This window comes from Prolixibacter sp. SD074 (genome assembly GCF_009617895.1).
Taxonomy (GTDB): Bacteria; Bacteroidota; Bacteroidia; order Bacteroidales; family Prolixibacteraceae; genus Prolixibacter.
In genome coordinates this window covers 3,051,594-3,073,320 of record NZ_BLAW01000001.1, presented here as the reverse complement: position 1 = coordinate 3,073,320, position 21,727 = coordinate 3,051,594, and the positions used below count along the sequence as shown (strand labels likewise).

General features: G+C 44.9%; 20 protein-coding genes and 1 tRNA gene. 13 read left to right on the top strand and 8 right to left on the bottom strand.

What is annotated here, in order from left to right:
* Positions 1-2: 2 nt before the first annotated feature.
* The gene (locus tag GJU82_RS13215; RefSeq protein ID WP_153632576.1) at positions 3-1,502 is read right to left on the bottom strand and encodes a hypothetical protein; all 1,500 of its coding nucleotides are present in this window, start codon (positions 1,500-1,502) and stop codon (positions 3-5) included.
* A gap of 21 nt (positions 1,503-1,523) precedes the next feature.
* The gene (locus GJU82_RS13210) at positions 1,524-1,997 is read right to left on the bottom strand and encodes a T9SS type A sorting domain-containing protein (RefSeq protein WP_153632575.1); all 474 of its coding nucleotides are present in this window, start codon (positions 1,995-1,997) and stop codon (positions 1,524-1,526) included.
* Positions 1,998-2,209: 212 nt separating this feature from the next.
* Between GJU82_RS13210 and metF the strand changes: the two genes are divergently transcribed.
* The 3 genes from metF (at position 2,210) to GJU82_RS13195 (ending at position 6,317) form a co-directional block, all read left to right on the top strand.
* Positions 2,210-3,163 (top strand): methylenetetrahydrofolate reductase [NAD(P)H], encoded by a 954-nt coding sequence (gene metF / locus GJU82_RS13205; RefSeq protein ID WP_153632574.1) that lies wholly within the window; start codon positions 2,210-2,212, stop codon positions 3,161-3,163.
* A gap of 268 nt (positions 3,164-3,431) precedes the next feature.
* A complete protein-coding gene (gene rnr, locus GJU82_RS13200; protein WP_153632573.1) occupies positions 3,432-5,576 on the top strand; it encodes a ribonuclease R in 2,145 nt (714 codons plus the stop codon).
* 138 nt (positions 5,577-5,714) lie between these two features.
* Entirely contained in the window at positions 5,715-6,317 is a 603-nt protein-coding gene (locus GJU82_RS13195; RefSeq protein WP_153632572.1) for a TetR/AcrR family transcriptional regulator, read from the top strand.
* Positions 6,318-6,513: 196 nt separating this feature from the next.
* On the opposite strand, the gene GJU82_RS13190 is transcribed toward GJU82_RS13195, so the two are convergent.
* From GJU82_RS13190 to GJU82_RS13170, 5 genes are all read right to left on the bottom strand, one after another.
* Positions 6,514-7,296, bottom strand: a complete 783-nt coding sequence (locus GJU82_RS13190; RefSeq protein WP_153632571.1) for a radical SAM protein — start codon at positions 7,294-7,296, stop codon at positions 6,514-6,516.
* Between the two features lie 39 nt (positions 7,297-7,335).
* Positions 7,336-8,535, bottom strand: a complete 1,200-nt coding sequence (locus tag GJU82_RS13185) for an amidohydrolase family protein (protein ID WP_153632570.1) — start codon at positions 8,533-8,535, stop codon at positions 7,336-7,338.
* On the bottom strand, positions 8,522-8,902 hold the full coding sequence (locus GJU82_RS13180) for a DUF4296 domain-containing protein (protein ID WP_153632569.1): 381 nt from the start codon (positions 8,900-8,902) through the stop codon (positions 8,522-8,524). Before GJU82_RS13180 ends, GJU82_RS13185 begins: the two co-directional genes overlap by 14 nt.
* Before the next feature lie 110 nt (positions 8,903-9,012).
* Positions 9,013-9,792 carry an ABC transporter ATP-binding protein gene (locus tag GJU82_RS13175; RefSeq protein WP_153632568.1) on the bottom strand — a complete coding sequence of 260 codons (780 nt, stop codon included), beginning with the start codon at positions 9,790-9,792 and terminating at the stop codon, positions 9,013-9,015.
* Positions 9,789-10,529 (bottom strand): ABC transporter permease, encoded by a 741-nt coding sequence (locus GJU82_RS13170; RefSeq protein WP_153632567.1) that lies wholly within the window; start codon positions 10,527-10,529, stop codon positions 9,789-9,791. Before GJU82_RS13170 ends, GJU82_RS13175 begins: the two co-directional genes overlap by 4 nt.
* 207 nt (positions 10,530-10,736) lie before the next feature.
* On the opposite strand from GJU82_RS13170, the gene GJU82_RS13165 reads away from it, so the two are divergent.
* From GJU82_RS13165 to GJU82_RS13150, 4 genes are all read left to right on the top strand, one after another.
* The gene (locus GJU82_RS13165) at positions 10,737-11,825 is read left to right on the top strand and encodes a mannose-1-phosphate guanylyltransferase (RefSeq protein ID WP_153632566.1); all 1,089 of its coding nucleotides are present in this window, start codon (positions 10,737-10,739) and stop codon (positions 11,823-11,825) included.
* Positions 11,826-11,937: 112 nt separating this feature from the next.
* The gene (locus GJU82_RS13160) at positions 11,938-12,765 is read left to right on the top strand and encodes a peptidylprolyl isomerase (RefSeq protein ID WP_153632565.1); all 828 of its coding nucleotides are present in this window, start codon (positions 11,938-11,940) and stop codon (positions 12,763-12,765) included.
* Positions 12,766-12,841: 76 nt separating this feature from the next.
* Positions 12,842-13,657 (top strand): peptidylprolyl isomerase, encoded by an 816-nt coding sequence (locus GJU82_RS13155; protein ID WP_153632564.1) that lies wholly within the window; start codon positions 12,842-12,844, stop codon positions 13,655-13,657.
* 9 nt (positions 13,658-13,666) lie between these two features.
* The gene (locus GJU82_RS13150; protein ID WP_194831055.1) at positions 13,667-14,992 is read left to right on the top strand and encodes a peptidylprolyl isomerase; all 1,326 of its coding nucleotides are present in this window, start codon (positions 13,667-13,669) and stop codon (positions 14,990-14,992) included.
* Here the strand turns inward: GJU82_RS13150 and GJU82_RS13145 are convergent, their stop codons facing one another.
* Positions 14,993-15,694, bottom strand: coding sequence for a 2-C-methyl-D-erythritol 4-phosphate cytidylyltransferase (locus tag GJU82_RS13145; RefSeq protein WP_153632562.1), 702 nt, complete (start codon positions 15,692-15,694; stop codon positions 14,993-14,995).
* Between the two features lie 107 nt (positions 15,695-15,801).
* Between GJU82_RS13145 and GJU82_RS13140 the strand changes: the two genes are divergently transcribed.
* The 6 genes from GJU82_RS13140 to GJU82_RS13115 all read left to right on the top strand — a co-directional run bounded on the left by GJU82_RS13140 (position 15,802) and on the right by GJU82_RS13115 (position 21,712).
* Positions 15,802-16,467 (top strand): DUF2461 domain-containing protein, encoded by a 666-nt coding sequence (locus tag GJU82_RS13140; protein ID WP_153632561.1) that lies wholly within the window; start codon positions 15,802-15,804, stop codon positions 16,465-16,467.
* Between the two features lie 302 nt (positions 16,468-16,769).
* Positions 16,770-17,450, top strand: a complete 681-nt coding sequence (locus tag GJU82_RS13135; RefSeq protein ID WP_153632560.1) for a DUF5020 family protein — start codon at positions 16,770-16,772, stop codon at positions 17,448-17,450.
* Positions 17,451-17,476: 26 nt separating this feature from the next.
* On the top strand, positions 17,477-18,769 hold the full coding sequence (locus tag GJU82_RS13130; RefSeq protein WP_153632559.1) for an NCS2 family permease: 1,293 nt from the start codon (positions 17,477-17,479) through the stop codon (positions 18,767-18,769).
* A 101-nt stretch (positions 18,770-18,870) separates the two neighbouring features.
* Positions 18,871-18,945, top strand: a tRNA-Val gene (locus GJU82_RS13125).
* A gap of 337 nt (positions 18,946-19,282) precedes the next feature.
* Positions 19,283-20,641: an MFS transporter gene (locus GJU82_RS13120; RefSeq protein WP_153632558.1), complete on the top strand. Its 1,359-nt coding sequence runs from the start codon at positions 19,283-19,285 to the stop codon at positions 20,639-20,641.
* Positions 20,642-20,731: 90 nt separating this feature from the next.
* Positions 20,732-21,712, top strand: coding sequence for an ROK family protein (locus GJU82_RS13115; protein ID WP_153632557.1), 981 nt, complete (start codon positions 20,732-20,734; stop codon positions 21,710-21,712).
* Positions 21,713-21,727 lie beyond the last annotated feature (15 nt).

The following is a 21,727-nucleotide window of genomic DNA, read 5'->3' as shown; positions in this document are numbered from 1 at the left end:
TTTTACCGGATAAATAAGTTTCCGTTACTTAAAATATAACCAATGAGTTTCCCGTCAGGCGTCAGGGCTTTGTGCCCATCGGTTTGTATCGCGGTAGTGTTAACGGCAAACTGGCCATGGGTACCTATCAGGATTTCGCCCGTTGTTTTCGTCTCATTGGAAATGAATGCTGCTTTATCAGTGGCTATCCCGATGAACTCGTCTCCGGTTTGGTAGTCCCTCAACTCTCCGGTAGCCGGATTAAGTCCGACTAAATTGCCTGCCGGGCAATCTCCCGTTATGGCCATATAGGATGCGGTACCGCTGTTTCCCGATCTGAAACTATTGCCTTCAGTCACTTTTATGTTGCCGGCGACATCCACTTTTTCGGTCGGCGAAACAGTGCCAATTCCCATGTTGCCCTCTTGTGTCATCGTTACGATATCCTGGCCATTGTAGGAGAAATGTAAGTCGTCGTTATTTTCAATTTTCCAGGTATTGTTTCCTTTTCTCAGTAAAATAGCGGCGGGAGCATTTCCTGCGGCCTGGTTGAGGAGAAGCTGGGCATTCTTGGTTTCCTGGTAGATTTCCATTTCGGCATACTCATCTACACCGGTATTTTCCCAGTCCTTGTCTCCTATTCCCAGTTTTTTACCTGCCCCGATATATACATTCCCGTTGAAGGCCGTTTGACCCGGACTACCGGAGGTTCCGACAATGAATTTATTGCTCCCGGCTACCTTAAAATTGCTGTTTGTGGTAGATAATTCCACGTTGTCGTGGCCCCAGGGAATGTTAAACCGGGGAACTAATTTGCCGTTCGAATCGGATGTGGCAATGCAAAAAATACTGTCAGGTTCTCCGTTTACCCCCAGCTGGTAAGTGTATAATGCTGCCCGTGGATTATCGTTTTCGTCCACCCACATAATAGCCGGTTTGGCCGAATCGGTTTTCCATTTCAGTTTCACCATGGCACTTTCGTTCAGGTGGGTCAATGTGGTTTTAAACCGAATAGCCTTATTGACTCCAAAATCGAGCGCTTCTTCCGGATTATCCGTGCCGATCCCAACGTTTCCAGCTGTATAGGAAAGCCGGTTATTCTCCAACTTCCAGCCAGGCTTGGCGCTCCCGGCCATCAATGCGTAAGGAACAGCATTGATGGGTTGTTCCTTGAAAAGGTGAAATCCGTTTCCATCTGGTAAGTCGACAGACAAGCGGATAAATATCTTGCCCGACTGCCAGTCAATATCAGTCAGGCTACCAATGGTGTCCGTACCATTCCCTACCAGGATTTCGAGCATACCAGTAGCCGACGTTGTTAATTCCTGATATTCCTGGTAAAGCGTTTCGGATGAATTTTCACCCCGAATTAATTCGATTTTACAATTGACATTCTGATTGGTCACCAAAGTGCCATTGTCATCGGTTAATTGCGCCTGATATAAGAAGGTTGGCGCTGCCTGTGCCCGGGAAATGGATGCCAGGAACAGGAAAAGCAGTAGTATGGGTTTTGATTTTAACATGACCGGGGAAATCGATAGGAGTTAGTGTATTTTAATTATTTTTTGCGTCTCGACTATTTGGTGTGTTCGTGTATCAGTGCACCGGAACAGGTAGATACCATCGGGTAATTCGGACAGTTCTACCGATAAGTTATTCACCACATGCGTAAAAGTTTTAATTGCCGTGCCAGTTACGTCGTAGAGGGTAATGTCCATTTCCGTTTCTTTGTTCCGAAGTTGAATGTTTAATTGATTGGAAAAGGGATTGGGATAAAACAGGTTTCCCGCCTCCAGTTGGTCATTTACCGCGTCCGGTTTTGTGCCCTGCATCAGGATAGGAAAGCCTGAAAGCTGGAAGTTGGTTGTGCTGCTGCCAACAAAGCCACCGATTTTCCAATGCATGACCGATGTACCCTCATGTACTTCACCGCCGGAGACCGAAGTTATCAGGACTTGCGAAAATGAATACGGGGCAGAAAACAAGGTAAAAACAAGGAAAAGGAAAAAGTACCTCATCTGGTCTGAATTAATTTAGTCCTTAGAAGTATTAAATATAGAAAATTACAGTCAAACAATATGTTATTATAATACTAAGTTCTGCACTTGCTGTCTTTTCAACTCGGGAAGCTTCTTTTCAATTCGTAACTTTGTGATAAGTTATTATAACAAATTTGAAAAGTTCATCAGATCCTGATGCGTGTTTATGGAAGAAGAAAATTGATTAGTGAATGAAAATAATTGACATCATCAACCAATCCGATAAAACGGTTTTTTCCTTTGAGCTATTACCTCCGCTAAAAGGGCAAAACGCTGATAAACTCTACCGGACAATTGAAGAGTTGCTGGATTTTGACCCAAAATATATTAACATTACAACCCATCGTGACGAGATGGAGTACCGAATGCTGCCCAATGGGTTGCTCGAAAAACGAACTATTCGCAAACGTCCGGGAACGGTCGCCATTGCAGCTTCCATACAGAATCGTTACAATGTGCCGGTCGTACCGCATGTGGTATGTGGCGGCTTTACCAAAGAGGAGACCGAAAACATGCTGCTCGATCTCAACTTTATGGGCATTAATAATGTGTTGGCGCTCCGCGGTGATAAACTGAAGTCAGAATCAATATTCAAGCCGGAGCCGGGGGGACACGCCTACGCCAACGAATTGGTGAAACAAATCGTCGATCTCCGGCAGGGAAAATATATCGATCCGGATCTAAAGAACAACACTCCGATGGACTTTTGCATTGGAGTGGCCGGATATCCTGAAAAACATTCCGAAGCAACCAATCCCGATGTGGACCTGATAAATCTCAAAAGGAAAGTCGAATCCGGAGCTGATTACATTGTGACCCAGATGTTCTTCGATAATCAGAAATACTACGATTTTATCGATCGTTGCCGCGCTGCCGGAATCAATGTTCCGATTATTCCGGGAATTAAACCGCTTTCGCTGAAAAACCAGGTTTCGGTATTACCCGGAATTTTTAGTATCGATATTCCGGAAGAATTCGCGAAGGAAGTGCGGAAATGCAAGAACAATGAAGATGCCCGTCAGGTGGGCACCGAATGGGCCATTGCGCAGGCAAAGGATTTGGTTGCGCACAATGTACCTTGTCTTCATATATATACCTACGGCATATCAGATAATACAAAGCAAATTGCCAAAGCCGCGTTTTAATCGTTAATAAGAATTGCAGCGTCCAATAGGCCTTCTTTCTCCCTTTCGTCGATTAAGTTTTTCATGAGCTGGTCCCCGATTCTCATTCCGAGGAAATCGTTTCCAATGTACACACTTTATAACAGCAGTAAAAAATCCGGAGAGTGTGTGATTGATTCATTGAATCTCTGGGATTTGTGAGGAGGGTGGCTCTGTGATCCTCCTTTTTTGTTATAGAATGACGGATTTGGTAAATTTCCGTTACCTTCAATCATCAAAATCAAACCATATGGTCAAGAAGAAAAAAAATAAGAAACTGAAATTTAATAAAGCCGGCTTAAAGAAGGCGGTGCTCGATATCTTTTACACGGACCCGAAAAAAACGTTCAACTACAAGCAGTTATCATCCGAACTGTATATTCGCGATATGGCCACCAGGAAATTGATTCATGTGGTACTGGAAGAATTGAGGGAGAATGAAAATCTGGAGGAAATCGGGCGCGGTAAATACAAATTGCGCTCAAAAGGGGGTTACGTTACCGGTACGGTCGAATTGACACAGCAGGGTTTTGGCTTTGTTATTTCCGACGAAATCGATGAGGATGTGTTTGTTTCGGCAGCCAACCTGAAGCGCGCCATGCATGGCGATAAAGTGAAGGTTTATCTCTATGCCCGACGGAAAAAACGCAATCCGGAAGGCGAAGTGGTGGAAATTCTGGAAAGGGCGAAAACCACTTTCGTGGGAACGGTCGAAGTGTCGAAATTTCATGCGTTCCTGGTTCCCTCCGGCAAATCACCGTTCGATCTCTTCATTCCGAAAGAAAAACTGAACGGGGCCAAAGACGGCCAAAAGGCGGTTGCGAAGATCATAGAATGGCCCGAACGCGCTAAAAATCCATATGCCGAAATTATTGAGGTACTTGGAAATGTGGGCGATAATGACACCGAAATGCACGCGATCCTGGCCGAATTCGACTTGCCGTCTAAATTTCCTGAACAAGTAGAAAAGGCAGCAGAACAGATTCCGCTCGAAATCCCGAAAGAAGAATACGCCAACCGGCGCGATTTCAGGAAAGTACCCACTTTCACCATTGACCCGGCTGATGCCAAGGACTTCGACGATGCCCTTTCCGTTCAAAAACTCGATAATGGTTTCTGGGAGGTAGGTGTCCACATCGCCGATGTGACACATTACGTACAACCTGGTTCTATTCTTGATGAAGAAGCATACAACCGGGCTACTTCGGTTTACCTGGTCGACCGGGTAGTGCCGATGTTGCCCGAAAGATTGTCGAACGGCGTCTGCTCGCTGCGTCCGAATGAGGACAAGCTTTGCTTTTCTGCCGTCTTTCAGCTCGACGACCGGGCCACGGTACATCATAGCTGGTTTGGTCGCACGGTCATTCATTCCGACCGCCGTTTTGCTTATGAAGAAGCGCAGGAAGTAATTGAAACCGGTAAAGGCGACATGAAAGAGGAAATCCTAACCCTCGACCGTTTGGCAAAAGAGTTGCGGAACCAACGGTTTCAGGCCGGTTCCATCTCGTTCGACCGCATTGAGGTGAAATTTAATATTGACGACGACGGGAAACCGCTGGGCATTATTTTTAAAATAGCAAAAGATGCCAATAAACTCATCGAAGAGTTTATGTTGCTGGCCAATAAATATGTGGCTGAATTCATTGGGAAACCGACTCCCAATAAAAAAGCCAAAACCTTTGTTTACCGTATTCACGATAAACCCGATCCGGATAAACTCGATTCGTTCAATCATTTCATCAAACGGTTTGGTTATGGCATACAAACCAACAATCCGAAAGCAGTCTCCGATTCAATGAATAAGCTGCTGACCAACGTGGAAGGAAAGAAAGAGCAAAATGTCATCGAGACGTTGGCTATCCGGACCATGGCCCGGGCGGAATATTCTACCCGAAACATTGGTCATTACGGCATGGCTTTTGATTTTTATACGCATTTTACTTCGCCTATCAGGCGTTATCCCGATATAATGGTACACCGTCTGCTGGCACGTTATCTCGATGGAGGCCGTTCGGTGGTTGCCCAGAAATGGGAGGAAATGTGCCACCACTCCTCCGAAATGGAAGTGAGGGCCAGTAATGCTGAACGCTCATCGGTGAAATACAAGCAGGTCGAGTTTATGAGCGATAAGATCGGACAAGAGTTCAAAGGTGTTATTTCCGGTGTAACCAACTGGGGAATTTACGTTGAACTGGAAGAGAACAAGTGCGAGGGCATGGTCCCTTTGCGCGATCTGACCGACGATTTTTACGAATTCGACGAAAAGAATTACTGCATTATCGGAAGTCATTCCCACAAGCGCTACCAGTTGGGTGATGAAGTAAATGTGGAAATTGTTCGTACAAATCTGCAAAAGAAGCAGATGGATTTCCGTTTGGTGGAAGATGTTGAATAACATATTTTTTTCGTTATTCCAAAAAAATTACGCCGAATCCGTTTGGTTAACAGGTGATTTCATCATATTATGGTGAACAGGCGGGGCGAAAATTCGAAAAATTCACCTATATTTGGCACAATAGTAAGTTAAATAGAAATGACTACTGAAAACGGAAGTTCAAAACGCGATGCCGTTCGGGAAAACATTCTGACCATTGCCCAGGAGATTTTTAGTAAGTATGGTTATAAAAAAACCACACTCGACGACATAGCCAATGCCGTCAGAAAAGGGAAAAGCTCCTTATATTATTATTTTAGCAGTAAAGAGGATCTTTTCCAGGAGGTGGTGCAAAAGGAAGCCGATATACTCCGGGCTGAATTATCGAAGGTTCTCGTGAAGGATATCAGTCCTGAAGAAAAACTGAAGGACTATATCATGACGAAAATTACCACTTACCGTCAGCTGGCCAATTTTTACAATGCGATTGAAAGTGATTTAGCCGCTGTTGAGTTTGTGGATAAAATTAAGTCGCAGTACGATCTGGAAGAGATCCGGATGATGAAGCGCATCTTGCTGGAAGGTGCCCGTCGCGGGAAATTTTCCGTACGTGATTTTACGCTGGTAGCTATTGGGATTACCACTGCAATTCGCGGATTGGAGATGCCACTTTCGGCAGGTCCCTATAAGTCCACCGATATCGAAAAAAGCGTCGATGCCATTGTGAGCATCATCAATTATGGTATCATGAAACGGGATTGATTCCCGGAGAAGATAATTAACCTAACCTGTCAGCTGTTCCTGACAGGTTTTTTGTACCTGACAATTTCTACTTAACGTAATCCATTCGGTTATATTACCCAAATTTTTAGGTTCACGACCTAATTGATTAGGGCTTTTTGCCAATTTTTTAGGTCCGTTAGCCAATCGATTGGCTGGCAGGCCCATTAATCTCGGCCTAACCACTTACCTGTACATCGATATCCAATTCCGAATGAACGCGGGCAGCAATTTTGTCCAGATCAACGGCGGATACCTTAGTGAGGTTTTGCGAAGGCGTATCACGGGCGATGGTATAGATCATCACCCTTTCGGGGCGAATGTTGGCTAATAGTTTTAACCAGGCCGAGAGTTCTTCTTCGGTGGTATTGTCAATTTTATGGCCCGAGAATTCCCCCCGGATAAACATGGTCTGGATGGTCAGTTTGCCATCGAATTTTTTCATGTTTTTGATGACTTCCACCAGGTGAAACCGGCCAAGTGGGCAATCGAGTAGCTGGATGGTTTCCGGTATCGCGGAATCGAGTTTCAGAATATTGTCGTCCACCTTTTTCAGCGCCTCTACCACATTCGGCCTGTGTAGCATGGTGGAATTGGAAAGGACCGCTACTCGTGCTTTTGGGAAATATTCATCGCGAATGGCGATGGTGTCGTCGATAATCTCAGCAAAGTCAGGATGAAGTGTCGGCTCTCCGTTTCCTGCAAAGGTCAGCACATCAGGAGCTTCCCCGGCATTTCCCATTTTCTCCAGCTTTTCGCGCAGCAACCGGGCAACGATTTCCCGTGAAGGAAGTTCTGCTTTCTTTTCCCGTTTATGAGGCGTCCATCCGCATTCGCAGTAAATGCAATCGAACGAACAGACTTTGGTGTTGTTGGGTAGTAAATTGATGCCGAGCGAAACGCCCAGCCTCCGACTTTTGACGGGCCCGAAAATAGTTTGGTCGAACAGGAATGTGGACATGGTAATAATTTGCTACAAAGATGGGAAAATCTTTTCCAATCAGATTAATCGTTTTACCCGCGAATCCGGAAGAAGTTTCATTTGTTGCAAATCCATGCCGGTGATGAGGTTTAGTCCGGGCTTTTTCCCCGGCTCAATTGTGCCGAGTTGTTGTTCCATCCGAAGCGCTTTAGCTCCGTTTCCGGTAGCCCACTGCACCAATTCGCTGAAAGGTATGTCGGGGAAATGTTGATGCAGGGTAATCATTTCATCTAGCACCGATAAGGAATGGTTGGACGACAGACTGTCGGTCCCCAGGCAAATGTTCAGGCCGTCGGAACGAAGGAGTTCTACATCGGGAAGCCGGTCTTCGATAAACAGGTTGGAGTTGGGGCACAGCACCAGCGACGTTTTTCCTTCTTCGCGGTTAGCATGTAACCACCCGAGTTCTTCTTTCCCGGTAAACGTATTGTGCACCAGGAGTAACTGACTTGATGCCGGCAAGAAAGGCAGTACGCTTTCCATTGAATTTTTCCCGGTAGGATGAAATGGCTTCAGGTCAATGCCGAGATTTTTCCGGATATGTTTGGCAATTTTGCCCTTTCCCGTTTGGTAGAGCTCATTTTCTTCGCTGCTCTCCTGGTTGTGCATAGTGATAATCGCGTTCTGTTCCAACGCCAATTCACCAATTTTACGGAAAAGCTGCCCGGAGATAGAATAAGGGGCATGGGGAACGATGGAGGTTTTTAACCCGGCATCGGCCGCTTTTTGTTGCAAGACTTTTGTGTATTCAAAGGCGGCATCGGCGCGTTTCGGGGAAAATCCCAAAGCTTCGATAAAGGTGTGATACTGAATGGAAGACTCCTTTTTAATATCGAATGCCAGTGGATTGTTGGCAATGTCGCCAACCGCCACAATGCCGTTTCGCTGCATTTCAGCGTCGGCTATCGTTGCTGCCTCTTTGATGAGATTTTCCTGAATTTCGCGCTGTTTAACAATGCGTGAGAGGAATCCGGCCATACCGGTTTTCTCGGGGAACGTACTGCGCAGGTGCGATAACTCGAGGTGACAGTGGGCATTCACAAATCCCGGGACAATCACCCCGCTGTAGAATTTTACGCCGGCCGATTCGGGTGGTTGGCCACCCGTGTCGACGATCTTTTTGATCGTGCCATCCTTATCGGTGACAACAATCCCGTTTTTGTAAAACGTTCCGTTTCCGGTGAAAATATAATGTGCTGCAAACTTATTGTTTCCCATCGTCGGGCTTGAGTTTGGGTCCTTCTTTCTTCACTTGTTCCTCCATCTCGTTGAGGCGGTTCAGCACCTGGTCGTAGATGACATCATATTGTTTCGGATGTTTACCATAATAAAGAACTGATTGGGCAAACACATCCGGATCGACACCATGTTTTTTACAAATGGAAAAATAGAGGTCGTTGGAAAAATTCTTTGTGGTTTTGTCGAGGCGAAACCGTTGACCGTTGATGGCCTCGGAAAGATGTATATCAACCAGCAAATCCACCATCTGTTTATGGGAAAGAATACCTTCCGGTACCTTATTGCTGTTGGAGCACGATGCCAGTAGCCATAGTGCCGATATGAACAGGAAAATTTTTATCCGCATGATTCTGTTTTATGTGACCAAAGATATTTACCCATTGTATGAAAGACAAATGAAGGCCTGTAAATACGTGTGGAATAGCTGGAAAACGTAGTCAGGCGGCTATCATTTTTTTATGATTGATCGTCTTTTAGCTCCTGCTTTTTCAATGTCCGCATTTCGCGGTAAAGCGGTGACGCGAAAACAAAGTCATTCAGCTTTTCATTGGATGTGTACAAAATTTCATTTTTGTTGCCTTCCCACCATTTTTCTCCCTGGGATATGAACAGAATGTTATCGCCAATTTCCATTACCGAATTCATGTCGTGAGTATTGATAATGGTGGTGATATCCAGGTCCTGCGTAATCTGATTGATCAGGTTGTCAATCAGAATGGCAGTCATCGGGTCGAGGCCCGAATTGGGTTCATCGCAAAACAGGTATTTCGGATTCAACACAATGGCCCGGGCGATAGCTACACGCTTGCGCATCCCTCCTGAAATCTCAGCCGGGTACAAATCGTTGGCGCCTTTGATATTGACTCGGTCGAGACAAAATTTTACCCGATCGGCTTTTTCCTTCTCTGTTTTTTTCGTGAACATGTCCAGTGGAAACCGCACATTTTCTTCTACCGTAAGTGAATCAAACAAGGCACCTCCCTGGAAAACCATCCCGATATCCTGCCGTAAGCTTTTTCTTTTCTTATCTGACAGATGTGAAACATCTTCGCCGTTATACAGAATTTCGCCCTCATCAATATCGAGCAATCCAACAATGGATTTCAGCAAGACGGTTTTTCCTGAACCACTCTGCCCGATAATCAGGTTTGTTTTCCCTTTTTCGAATTTGGTGGAAATATCTTTCAGAATTGGACGACCTTCAAAGGATTTACATAGGCCTTTTATCTCAATCATTTGAAGAAGATTTGCGTGAGAATTAAATCAAAAAACAGAATCAGAACACTGGTTGTTACGACGGATTGCGTACTTGCCTTTCCTACTTCGAGTGCGCCTCCGTCGACATAATAGCCCAGGTAAGCCGGTACCGAGGCAATCAGAAATCCAAATACCAGTGTTTTCAAACCTGAAAAGGTTACGTAATAAGGCACAAACGCGTAAGTGACACCGTTCAGGTAGTCAGCTGTGGTAATAGCGCCCGACATCGGTCCAGTAATTAATCCTCCAATCAATCCGGTAGCAATGCTTAAAACAAACAGCATCGGACTAACAATCACAAAAGCCAGAATTTTGGGAAGAATGAGAAATGACGCTGAATTAATACCCATGATCTCCATCGAGTCAATTTGTTCCGTGATGCGCATACTGCCAATTTCAGTGGCAATGTTTGAACCTACTTTTCCCGCCAGCATCAGGCTCAGAATCGTAGATGAAAATTCCAGGATCAGGGTATCGCGATTACCTAAACCTATCAGATAAGAAGGCAAAAACGGATTGGACATATTATACGACAACTGGAGCGTGATAATTCCTCCCATAAAAACCGATATGATAACTACAATGCCGATGGAATCAATCCCCAGTTTTTCGATCTCTACCAATAATTGACGCCAGTATATCTTATGGCGTTCCGGCCTGCTGAATACTTTCTTCATCAGCAACATATACTGTCCCAGGTGGAAGATGAATTTCATATATCTCGTTTTACTTATTCTAATGTTTCATCTCTTTTGCCGAACCTTCAGGGTAGCGTGGATTACCCCTTTGGAATATTTATCTAAAAGTACAAAATTATTAAGGAATGCCCTTATTCCTGCCTTTTCTTCGCCATTTGATCATCCGGAAGGATTTTGACTTTACCTTTGCAAAAATTTGGATAAATTTGATACAAAACCGTTCTCATGGACAATTGCAATAATTACTGTGTTATTATGGCCGGCGGTATCGGAAGCCGATTCTGGCCACTTAGTACACAGGACAGGCCAAAACAATTTATTGACATTCTCGGAGTGGGAAAATCGTTGCTCCAGCTTACTTTTGATCGCTTTAACAAGATATTCCCGGCTGAAAATATATTGGTGGTAACCAGCGAACGCTATCGCGAAATGGTGCTGGAACAGTTGCCTAAACTGACGTTAGATCAGGTGTTGTGCGAACCGCTGAGAAGAAATACGGCACCGTGTGTGGCTTACGCTACGCATAAAATTATCAGTCGCTGTAAAGATGCCAATATTGTAGTCGCTCCATCTGATCACCTGATCCTGAAAGAGAATATTTTCCTTGAAGAAATTCGAAAAGGAATGGAATTTACCGCGAAGAATAAGGTTCTTCTTACCCTCGGAATTAAACCAAGTAGGCCGGAGACGGGATATGGTTACATCCAGGTAGCTGATAATTGTGAAATGGCTGATTACGATAATTTGTATCACGTAAAAACATTTACTGAAAAGCCGGATCGTAAGATGGCCCGGCTGTTCATGGAAACAGGCGAATTTTTCTGGAATTCCGGTATATTTATTTGGTCCGTTCAAGCCATTCACGAAGCATTGGCGAAGTATCTTCCTGATGTCAATACGATTTTTGAAAAAGGATACAAATATTACCATACGGAAGACGAGGTCCATTTCATCAATAAAGCCTATTCGGAGTGTCCCAATATTTCCATTGACTTCGGGATTATGGAAAAGGCTGATAATGTTTACGTACTTTGCTCGGACTTTGGTTGGTCCGACCTGGGAACATGGGGATCACTTCATGAAAATCTCCATGTCGATGAGAATCAGAATGCTGTATGGGGAGACAAGGTTTTTCTATATGAAACCAGGGACAGCATCATCAACATGTCCGGAGAAAAAACAGCGGTAGTACAAGGACTTGATGGATACATTGTGGTGGAAACGGATAATACCCTGTTGATTTGTAAAAAAGATGACGAGCAGCAAATCCGCCAGTTTGTTGCGGATATGAACCTGGCTGAAGAAAAAAAATAACCCGCACGATACACGACAAGGGCAAAGGCTTCCAAAAAAGGAGGCTTTTGTTGTTTTGTCTGTCACCTGATATAACTGATCTTTTATACCTTAGGCACCAAATTCGAAAATTATGCAACGAAAAATCCATTTCTTACTGGCTTTGACCATATTGTTTCTAACGTCCTGTTCTCATTCCGGTAAAACGGAAAAACAAAAACGACCGGTTGTACTTATTAAAACGGAGTACGGCGATATGAAAGTGCTGTTGTACAACGAAACGCCGCAACACCGCGATAATTTCCTCAAGCTGGTGAAGCAGGGATTTTATAACGGATTGCTTTTTCATCGTGTCATACCTGAATTTATGATTCAGGGTGGTGATCCGCAGTCACGCGATGCAGAACCGGGACAGATGCTGGGAAATGGAGGTCCGGGCTATACGCTTCCTGCAGAATTCAGGCCTGGTTTTTTTCATAAGAAAGGAGCATTGGCCGCCGCGCGATTAGGCGACCAGGCCAATCCGGAGAAACGCTCGTCAGGTTCGCAGTTTTATATTGTCGAAGGGAAAGTTTTTACTCCACAGGCGCTCGATTCGCTCGAAACAATGCAAACTCAACGGGAGGCGCAGGATATTTATCATCAGCTGTTTATGAAAAAGGCCGATTCGGTGAGGATATTACAGGAACAGGGAAAGCAAATTGAGTACGCCGATTTGCTTGACCGGCTGGAAAAACAGGCACAGGACAGTGCTGCTTTGCACCCTTTCCATTTTGCCAAACAGCAACGGGAAACCTATACGGCCATTGGTGGCGTTCCTCACCTCGATGGCAATTATACCGTATTCGGTGAGGTGATAGAAGGACTGAATGTCATCGATTCCATCGCTCATGTAAAGACGGATGATCACGACAGGCCCGTGAAAGATGTGAAGATGACCATGAAAATACTGAAGGATTAGCGAAGAAGTCAGGCTATTTGCCTGTTTATTCAATTTTCATTTTATTCACGGAAAACATTCAAAAACAGACCGGATTGTGAAGAAGATCGTTTTCTTGTTGGTTTTTCTTTTTACCGTAGCCGGGGCTAAGGCTCAGGAGCCGGAACATATTGTCGTTATCTCGACCAATTTCGGCGATATGAAATGCAAGTTGTACAATGATACGCCCAAACACCGCGATAAATTTCTGCAGGAGGTAAAAAAGGGATATTACAACGGAACCTTGTTTTACCGGGTCATTCGTAATTTCCTGGTTCAGGGTGGGGCTGCCGATTCCCGGAATGCCCCTCCGGGAAAACTTATTGGTTATGGGAATCCGGCTTTCACTGTTGATGATGAAATCCGTCCGGATCATTTTCACAAAAAAGGAGCTTTGTGTGCTCCCCGCCAACCCGACGATGTGAATCCGTTTAAACAATCCGATATCTCGCAGTTTTACATTGTGGAAGGACGCGTATACCGCCCCGGAGAGCTGGATACAATGGAGTTGGCTAATAATGTCCCGATTAAGAAGCAGATCATTAAACAGGTCCTGACCCCTGAAGTTAAAGCCAAATTGGCAAAGCTGAAGAAAGAGAAGAAAGTGGACGAATTCAGGGCCCTTGCTAATCCGCTAAAGCAACAAATTGAAACGGAATATGCTTTGAATCCCCATGTCCTGAATTTTTCCAAAGCACAACGAAAAGCCTACACGACTGTTGGCGGTTATCCGGAGCTGGATGGTAAGTACACGGTTTTTGGCGAAGTAATTGACGGTTTTGATGTGATTGACAAAATTGCATCACTGAAAACCGATAAAAATGATCGTCCCCTGGAGGATGTGAAAATAGTAAACATTAATGAGATCAGGTAAATGGCACGGATGAAACAATTTCTGATTCTTACGTTAGCCGTGGCATTGGTTTCGTGCGGAGGCTCCGGGGGAAAAGGAAATACTTCGGAAAAAAATAAGAATAAAACGGGAAAAAAAGTACCGGAGAAAGTCTCGTTTGGAAGTTTGTTGCCATCCGTTTTTTCGGTGACTACGTACGACGGGAAACGTCGATTGGAGCAGGGGATGGGTTTTTTTCTGAACGATAGTGTTGCTGTTAGTCCCTATTCTCTTTTCGGAAACTCGAATCGTGCAGAAGTACAACCGCTGGATGGGAATGCAACTTACCAGGTTGCCGGATTTTTGGCAGTCGACCGGATCAACGATTTGGTCCTGCTGAAAATAAAGAACCTGCATCGGCCCGGCCTGAAATTATATACCGGGCATGTTCCCCGGGGAGCGCTAACCTATGTTGTTAGCCCCATCCGGGGAAAAACAGTCCCGATTGGTAAAGGGAAGATGCTGGAAGAATCAACGATTCAGGGAAACGACGTTTTTCGGATTTCCAACATTATTTACAGTTCAACCAATGGTCGGCCGGTTTTTCTGAATAACCGGGAAGTCCTGGGAGTAGGCAAGTTGTATTCGGCGGGTATCGATCAGGATTACCTGGCTGTCCCCGCAGAGGTTGTTGCCAAATTACTGGAAAAACAAAATGAGCCACTGAAGCCGATTTCGCGACTTGGAGGGAAGGTACCTCCGGAAGTGAGCGCCGCAAATGCCAAAATAAAAGGCGTGCTGGTGGAAACCGATTACGGAAACATCATCATCAGGCTCTTTAATAATATGCCGCTTTACCGCGATAATTTCCTGAAACTGGTTCGGGAACATTATTACGACTCGTTGCTGTGGCACCGGGTTATTGCCAAATTTGTGATTCAGACCGGTGCAGCTGATACACGGCATGCCAGGCCTGATGATATGGTGGGCTGGAAAGGTCCCGGATACACGCTTCCGGCTAATATCAACCCGAAGTATTTTCACCGGCGTGGAATAGTCGGTGTTCCCCGTCTTCCCGACAGGCAAAACCGTTACAAACGTTCGGACGGAAGCCAGTTCTATATTGTAGTGGGACGAACTTATTCCGATAAGGAGCTGGACGATATCGAAAAGGAAAATCACATCAAATTCTCGCCCGAACAGCGCCGGGTGTATAAGACGACCGGCGGCGCACCGACACTTGACGGCGAATATACCATCTTCGGTGAAGTGACTTCGGGAATGAATGTGGCAGACAAGATCGATACCGTGAGTGTGGACAAATATTACCGGCCCTTGCGTGACATACGCGTGAAACGCATCCGTATTCTGAAGTGATTATTTTCTTCCCGGTAGGGAAAGGAAAAATTCGGCAATTCTTAAATCTACCGGATGCGTGATCTTGATGTTTTCGCGATTTCCTTCCACTAGTTTAACCCGAAAACCGGCACTTTCAACAACCGATGCATCATCCGTAAATAAGGAATTAAAATCCTGTTCGTAGGCTTTCAACAATGTTGAGGTGCGGAAAATTTGCGGCGTTTGCACTGAATAGTAACGACTACGGTCCACAGGGGCAGATTCTTCCATATTTCCTTCGCGCAACGATTCGATGACCGGCAGCACCGGAATGGCAGTGCCTTGTTTTTTCGCAATCAGGAAGCAATTCTCGATGGTTGTTTGGCTCACCAATGGTCGTACGCCGTCATGAATGGCAACCAAATCACAGGCGGACAAAGCCGACAAACCATTTTTTACCGAATGAAACCGGGTGTCTCCGCCAGCTACTACCTGATGACGAATGACAAAATTATGATTCAGGCATAATTGTTCCCAGAAGGGAATCTGGTCAGCGGGTAACACAACAATCAAATCCATGGTGGAATCGAACCGGTTGAATGCTTCCAATGTGTACATCAGGACCGGCTTTCCCAATAATTCCAGGAACTGTTTCGGCCGGTCACTTTTCATCCGGGAACCACTGCCTCCGGCAACAACAATTACGGAACGTTTGGTGGAATGAGGGTCGGGTTTATTCATGACAATTCAGCTCTGATTTCTGTTTCCTATGCAAATTTACCCTTCCCTTTACAAACCTTACGGTGATTTCGAATAAATTTGGTGAAACTGCTAAAGCGATTTTTATCATGAAAGATATTCTTGATTTCCTGGCCGATTTGGGAAAGAACAATAACCGCGAATGGTTTGAGCGAAACCGGGACCGTTACGAAGAAACGAGGAGCAAGTTTTTGGCGTTTACGGAGCTTCTGAATAACGAAATCAAGTCGTTTGATCCGGAAGTTCCGATGCTTGCTCCAAAAGACTGCATGTTCCGGATTTTTCGGGATGTCCGTTTTTCAAATGACAAGCGCCCTTACAAAACAAATTACGGAAGTTTCATCTCTCGTGGTGGTCGGAAATCAGGATATGCCGGGTATTATCTGCACCTGCAGCCCGGAAGTTCATTCCTCGGCGGGGGCGTTTTTATGCCGCCATCAGCTAACCTTAAAGCTATTCGCCAGGAAATTTTCCTCGATCCGGAAGGGTTTTTGTCGATAAAGGAAAATCCGGAATTTCAGAAACATCTGCCTGATGAATACGATGCCAGGTTGAAAACCGCTCCCCGCGATTTTCCCAAGGATTGGGAATATATCCACTTGTTGCGGAATAAATCCTATGCCTATGGCCGCAATCTAACAGCAGAAGAGATCCTTTCGCCTTTGTTCATGGAAAATGTACTGGAAACTTTTAAAGTGCTTTCGACAATGAATCAGTATTTGAACCAGGCCATTGATGATCGTCTGAAATCCTGAATTCCGTTCAAACGGCCTTCACGCTATCAGTAAAAACGGGAGAAGTAAAAAGGTACCGAAATGTAGATTTATTACAAACTATCGTTCTGATTTACTAATCTGTAAGTCAATTTGCAAATATTGTTAATTTCGCGACGGATTTGTTAATATTTTTTAAAATTATCGCGGAGATATTTCATTGGTTTTGCAACCATTTCCGTAATAAACCCTCATTTCATGAAACGAGCCATGAGCATTGCAAATCTTATGGTAATCAATGTAGCGGTGCGTGACATGTGGCGTTAAAAACGAACAATTATCACATGAAAAAGATCCTTTTTGCCCTTTCCTTTCTGATGGCCTTTACGGCATTGGAAGCCCAGGACATTCAGCTCCATTACGACATGGGCAAAGACCGCAAGTACCTTACATCGACGGTTGAGATGTTTAAACCCGGCCCGTACGGTAGTACTTACTTTTTTATTGACATGGACTATGGCGCCAACAATGTACAAGGGGTTGCTTTGGCTTACTGGGAAATTGCCCGCGGGCTCAAATTCTGGGATAATCCGTTCGAAATCCATGTAGAGTACAATGGTGGTTTTGGACAGTATGCCCCCGGTGGTGCTTATCAGATAAACGATGCCTGGTTGTTTGGTGGGAACTACACCTGGAACACGGCTGACTATTCCAGGATTTTTACCTTACAGCTGATGTACAAAACCATCCGCGGGAAAAACAAAAACTCCTTCCAGGTCACTGGCGTATGGACCTTGCAGTTCTTCAACAACAAGGTGACACTGGATGGATTTGCCGACTTCTGGCGCGAAGATTTTACACTTAATGGACATAAAACCAAGTTTGTTTTCTTGAGTGAACCGCAGTTCTGGTACAACGTGACCAAGAATTTCTCGGTAGGTAGTGAAATTGAATTGAGTACCAATTTCTCGCAGCATTATGGATTTATGGTGAATCCGACCATTGCAGGTAAATGGACATTTTGATACCGGACATTGCTAAATAAACCGTTATGTTAGAAAAGCTTTTTAAACTTACACAGAACAAAACATCGGTGAAAACCGAAGTGGTGGCCGGAATCACCACATTCATGACCATGGCATACATCCTTGCCATAAACCCGACGATTCTTTCGGAAACCGGAATGGATAAAAATGCTCTTTTTACCGCGACTGCCGTGGCTTCCATTATCGCTACACTGGTAATGGCATTATTCGCGAACCTACCATTTGCCCTGGCCCCGGGAATGGGACTTAATGCCTTCTTTGCTTACACTGTTTGTCTGGGGATGGGCTTCAGTTGGCAGTTTGCCCTGGCCGCTGTTTTCATCGAAGGAATTATTTTCCTGGTCCTGACTGCATTTAATATCCGAGAACTGATTGTGAATGCGATACCAATTAACCTGAAACACGCTGTCTCTGCCGGTATTGGATTGTTTATTGCGTTTATCGGGATGCAGGGATCGGGTTTGATTGTAAATAACGACGCCACGCTGGTTGGATTGGGCGACATGAGCTCTCCTACCGTATTGGTTACCCTTTTCGGATTGCTGTTTACGGGCGTATTGCTGGCTCTCCGGGTAAAAGGCGCTTTGCTGATTGGCATTTTTGCCTCTACCATTTTGGGTATTCCGCTGGGGGTGGCCCATCTTCCGGAAGGACAGATACTAAGCTTGCCTCCGTCGGTAGCTCCTATCGCTTTTAAATTCGACTTTTCACAGCTCTTTTCGCTTAATATGGTGATCATCCTCTTCACGTTCCTGTTTGTCGATATGTTCGATACGGTGGGAACATTGGTAGGTGTGTCATCAAAAGCGAACATGCTGGATGCTGAAGGCCGTGTACCACGGGTAAAGCAGGCCCTGTTTGCCGATGCTGTCGGAACAACATTTGGTGCAATGCTGGGAACGTCAACGGTTACCACGTATGTGGAAAGCGCTTCGGGTGTTGCCGAAGGTGGAAGGACGGGTTTGACATCGCTGACGGTTGCCGGGATGTTTTTCCTGGCTTTGTTCCTGGCTCCGCTCTTCCTGATGGTTCCGGGGGCCGCTACGGCTCCGGCTTTGATTCTGGTTGGTTCGTTTATGATGTCCCCGATTTTGAAAATCAACTTCGACGATTACACCGAATCCATTCCTGCTTTCCTGACCATCATTATGATGCCACTTACTTATAGTATTGCTGATGGAATTGTTTTCGGGATGCTTTCGTATGTATTGCTGAAGGTACTGTCGGGCAAGTTCAAGGATGTGAGTGTTATCATGTATGTTCTGGGTGTCTTATTCGTCTTAAAATTTTTGGTTTAGATAGAATTTATTCCAGTTAGATACGACTAAAAAAGGCCTTTTCAAGTTTTGGAAAGGTTTTTTTTATTCGGGCAAATATCCTATTTTTGGCTTCACTCAACGGGACGTTAGCTCAGTTGGTTTAGAGCGCTACCTTGACAGGGTAGAAGTCACTGGTTCGAATCCAGTACGTCCCACATTTTTCCTTTTTCCTCAGGAATTCATCGGCCCAAATCTGAAATTGACCACACAATGGATTATTTTGTTGCTTGTCCGAACAGCTCAATTACCCATTCAGCAGTAGACAGGATATAACAATCAATAATGAAACCCATGTGAGCCCGGTGCCTTATTGGATGAATTACAGTATCCCTGGATAAAAAGGTGAAATAAAGGTCCGGAATATTGAAAATCGTAAGTGACAAATAGGTAAAGATTGAGATCTTTCATGACGAAAGACAGATTAATTTTTATATTTGTTCAAACTTGAAATGATTTATTCTAAACCAAATCATTAACTGAAAACAAAGCATAATGGAACAAAAGCACGCTAACTACGGACTAGGCATGTCCGTTTTCGGAGCCATTTTCTTCATTTTTGGTTTCGCAACCACCTTCATCATCACGTTAAGCGCCAAGGTGAAGATGATTTTTACCTTATCGGAATTTGAAGCCCAGCTTTTAACCGCTGCCTTCTTTCTTACCTATCCGGTTTTATCGATCCCAACGGGCTATATTATTAATCGTATTGGATACAAGACTGCTGTAGTAACAGGACTTATCGTGATGGCGATTGGCAGTTTCCTGTTTTTTCCGGCAGCTGCCATTCCATCTTTTGGGTTGTTCCTGACAGCGACATTTGTGTTGGCAGCCGGTGTTGTTATTCTCCAAACTGCTGCCAATCCATATGTGACAGCTCTCGGCCCGGAATCAAGCGCTTCGGGACGCCTGAACCTGACGCAGGCCTTGAACTCGATTGCGACCATGATTGCTCCCTGGATTATTTCAGTAGCTATTTTTAAAGGTGCAGGCGATATGCTCGATGCTGCTGCTTCAGCAAAGACCGTTCAGCTGCCGTTCATCATCATGGGCGTTATTATTGCATTAGTTGCTATTGCAATTATGGCAATCAAGCTTCCTGTTTTGCTTGACAGCGAGGAAATGGCCAACCCGGAACGCATCAAGAAAAGCGTATGGAGATATCCACACGTATTGCTGGGAGCATTAGGTATCTTTTTCTATGTGGGTGCCGAGGTAGGAAATGCCGGTTTGTTGGTAAACTATTTACAGTCTCTCCAGGGATTGAATATCACTTCTGAAATTGCATCTCGTTTTGCTGCTATTTATTGGGGGGGCGCTATGATTGGCCGTTTCTTTGGTTCTATTTTGCTTTCAGAAATGAAGGGAAATAAATTACCCTATATTTTGGGCGTGCTGGTTCTTGCTCTTGTTTCCGGTGCTTTTGTTACCGACTGGAACTTTAATTATGGTGCATACTTTCTGTTAATTGCTGTGATCAACTTTGCGATTATGAAGCTTGGTAAAGGTAGTGCCAACCGCACATTGGCCGTATTTGCCGGAGTCGCTGCTATTCTTGCTATTACGACCGCTGTTACTACCGGGAGTATCTCGCTTTGGACGATTGTTTCGATCGGTTTCTTTAATTCCATCATGTTCCCGAATATCTTTGCTCTTGCGGTGAGAGACCTGGACAATGCAGAAAAAAGTACCGCGTCCGGAATTATCAACAGCCTGATTGTTGGAGGCGCTGTTCTTCCACTCATTATGGGAAGCATTGCCGATAGCTATGGTTATACCTGGGCATTCTTCGTACCGGCATTCAGTTACCTGTACATTTTCTTTTATGCTGTTAAGGGAAGTAAAATTCGTTAAGAATTCATAAAAATATCAACAGGATTCAGGTCCCAAACGTAATGCTTTTTACTTTGGGACTTATTTCCTTCGTTAAAACATAAAATACACATGAAAAGAGTTGCTATAGGTATAGATATCGGCGGGACCAACACTGTTCTGGGTGTGGTTGACGAAAATGGCGATGTACTCGTTAAAGATTCCATCTCAACACCTAACCACGGTGATGTAAACAAATATGTTGCTTCGTTAAGCGAGAGTATCAACGAGTTGATCGACTCCGTACAAAAGCTGAATGCTGATGCAGAGGTGATGGGTATCGGCATTGGCGCTCCCAACGGAAACTATTATAAAGGTACTATTGAGCAGGCAGCTAACCTGGCGTTTAAAGGCGTGGTGCCGCTGGTTGATCTGCTCAAGCAAAATTTCCCTCACCTGAAAGCGCTGGCATTAACCAATGATGCTAACGCTGCTGCTATGGGTGAGATGATTTACGGAGGCGCCAAAGGCATGAAAAACTTTGTGATGATTACCCTCGGTACGGGTTTGGGAAGTGGTATTGTCGTAAATGGCGACCTGGTTTATGGCCACGATGGCTTTGCCGGTGAAGTGGGCCACACTACTGTTATTCCTCACGGGCGCGTTTGCGGTTGTGGCGGCGAAGGCCACCTCGAAGCTTACTGCTCGGCGCCCGGTATCAAACGCACCGTGTTCGAGCTGTTAGCAAAATATAACGCCGGCGGAAGTGAAATGGCGAAGTATTCTTTCGAAAAACTCGACTCGAAGAAGGTATTCGAAGCTGCTGAGCGTGGTGATAAAATTGCTATTGAAGCGTTTGAAATTACCGGTGAGCATCTTGGCCAGGGTTTGGGCGATACCGTTTGTCACCTGAGCCCGGAAGCCATCTTCCTGTTTGGAGGACCGACCGCTGCCGGCGATTTGATTTTCAAACCCACCAAAGAAAGTATGGAAAGACATATACTGCCTATCTTCCGTAACAAGGTGGAAATTCTTCCCTCGAAACTGAAAGCGGGTTCTGCGGCCATCGTTGGCGCCAGTGCGTTGGTTTGGAAAGAACTGGAAAAAGAATAAATTCAATTATTCATA

What these genes read in the sequence shown, in the direction of transcription:
- GJU82_RS13215 (WP_153632576.1), bottom strand. Translation starts at nt 1,502, where the DNA reads ATGTTAAAATCAAAACCCATACTACTGCTTTTCCTGTTCCTGGCATCC.
- GJU82_RS13210 (WP_153632575.1), bottom strand. Translation starts at nt 1,997, where the DNA reads ATGAGGTACTTTTTCCTTTTCCTTGTTTTTACCTTGTTTTCTGCCCCG.
- metF (WP_153632574.1), top strand. Translation starts at nt 2,210, where the DNA reads ATGAAAATAATTGACATCATCAACCAATCCGATAAAACGGTTTTTTCC.
- rnr (WP_153632573.1), top strand. Translation starts at nt 3,432, where the DNA reads ATGGTCAAGAAGAAAAAAAATAAGAAACTGAAATTTAATAAAGCCGGC.
- GJU82_RS13195 (WP_153632572.1), top strand. Translation starts at nt 5,715, where the DNA reads ATGACTACTGAAAACGGAAGTTCAAAACGCGATGCCGTTCGGGAAAAC.
- GJU82_RS13190 (WP_153632571.1), bottom strand. Translation starts at nt 7,296, where the DNA reads ATGTCCACATTCCTGTTCGACCAAACTATTTTCGGGCCCGTCAAAAGT.
- GJU82_RS13185 (WP_153632570.1), bottom strand. Translation starts at nt 8,535, where the DNA reads ATGGGAAACAATAAGTTTGCAGCACATTATATTTTCACCGGAAACGGA.
- GJU82_RS13180 (WP_153632569.1), bottom strand. Translation starts at nt 8,902, where the DNA reads ATGCGGATAAAAATTTTCCTGTTCATATCGGCACTATGGCTACTGGCA.
- GJU82_RS13175 (WP_153632568.1), bottom strand. Translation starts at nt 9,792, where the DNA reads ATGATTGAGATAAAAGGCCTATGTAAATCCTTTGAAGGTCGTCCAATT.
- GJU82_RS13170 (WP_153632567.1), bottom strand. Translation starts at nt 10,529, where the DNA reads ATGAAATTCATCTTCCACCTGGGACAGTATATGTTGCTGATGAAGAAA.
- GJU82_RS13165 (WP_153632566.1), top strand. Translation starts at nt 10,737, where the DNA reads ATGGACAATTGCAATAATTACTGTGTTATTATGGCCGGCGGTATCGGA.
- GJU82_RS13160 (WP_153632565.1), top strand. Translation starts at nt 11,938, where the DNA reads ATGCAACGAAAAATCCATTTCTTACTGGCTTTGACCATATTGTTTCTA.
- GJU82_RS13150 (WP_194831055.1), top strand. Translation starts at nt 13,667, where the DNA reads ATGAAACAATTTCTGATTCTTACGTTAGCCGTGGCATTGGTTTCGTGC.
- GJU82_RS13145 (WP_153632562.1), bottom strand. Translation starts at nt 15,694, where the DNA reads ATGAATAAACCCGACCCTCATTCCACCAAACGTTCCGTAATTGTTGTT.
- GJU82_RS13140 (WP_153632561.1), top strand. Translation starts at nt 15,802, where the DNA reads ATGAAAGATATTCTTGATTTCCTGGCCGATTTGGGAAAGAACAATAAC.
- GJU82_RS13135 (WP_153632560.1), top strand. Translation starts at nt 16,770, where the DNA reads ATGAAAAAGATCCTTTTTGCCCTTTCCTTTCTGATGGCCTTTACGGCA.
- GJU82_RS13130 (WP_153632559.1), top strand. Translation starts at nt 17,477, where the DNA reads ATGTTAGAAAAGCTTTTTAAACTTACACAGAACAAAACATCGGTGAAA.
- GJU82_RS13120 (WP_153632558.1), top strand. Translation starts at nt 19,283, where the DNA reads ATGGAACAAAAGCACGCTAACTACGGACTAGGCATGTCCGTTTTCGGA.
- GJU82_RS13115 (WP_153632557.1), top strand. Translation starts at nt 20,732, where the DNA reads ATGAAAAGAGTTGCTATAGGTATAGATATCGGCGGGACCAACACTGTT.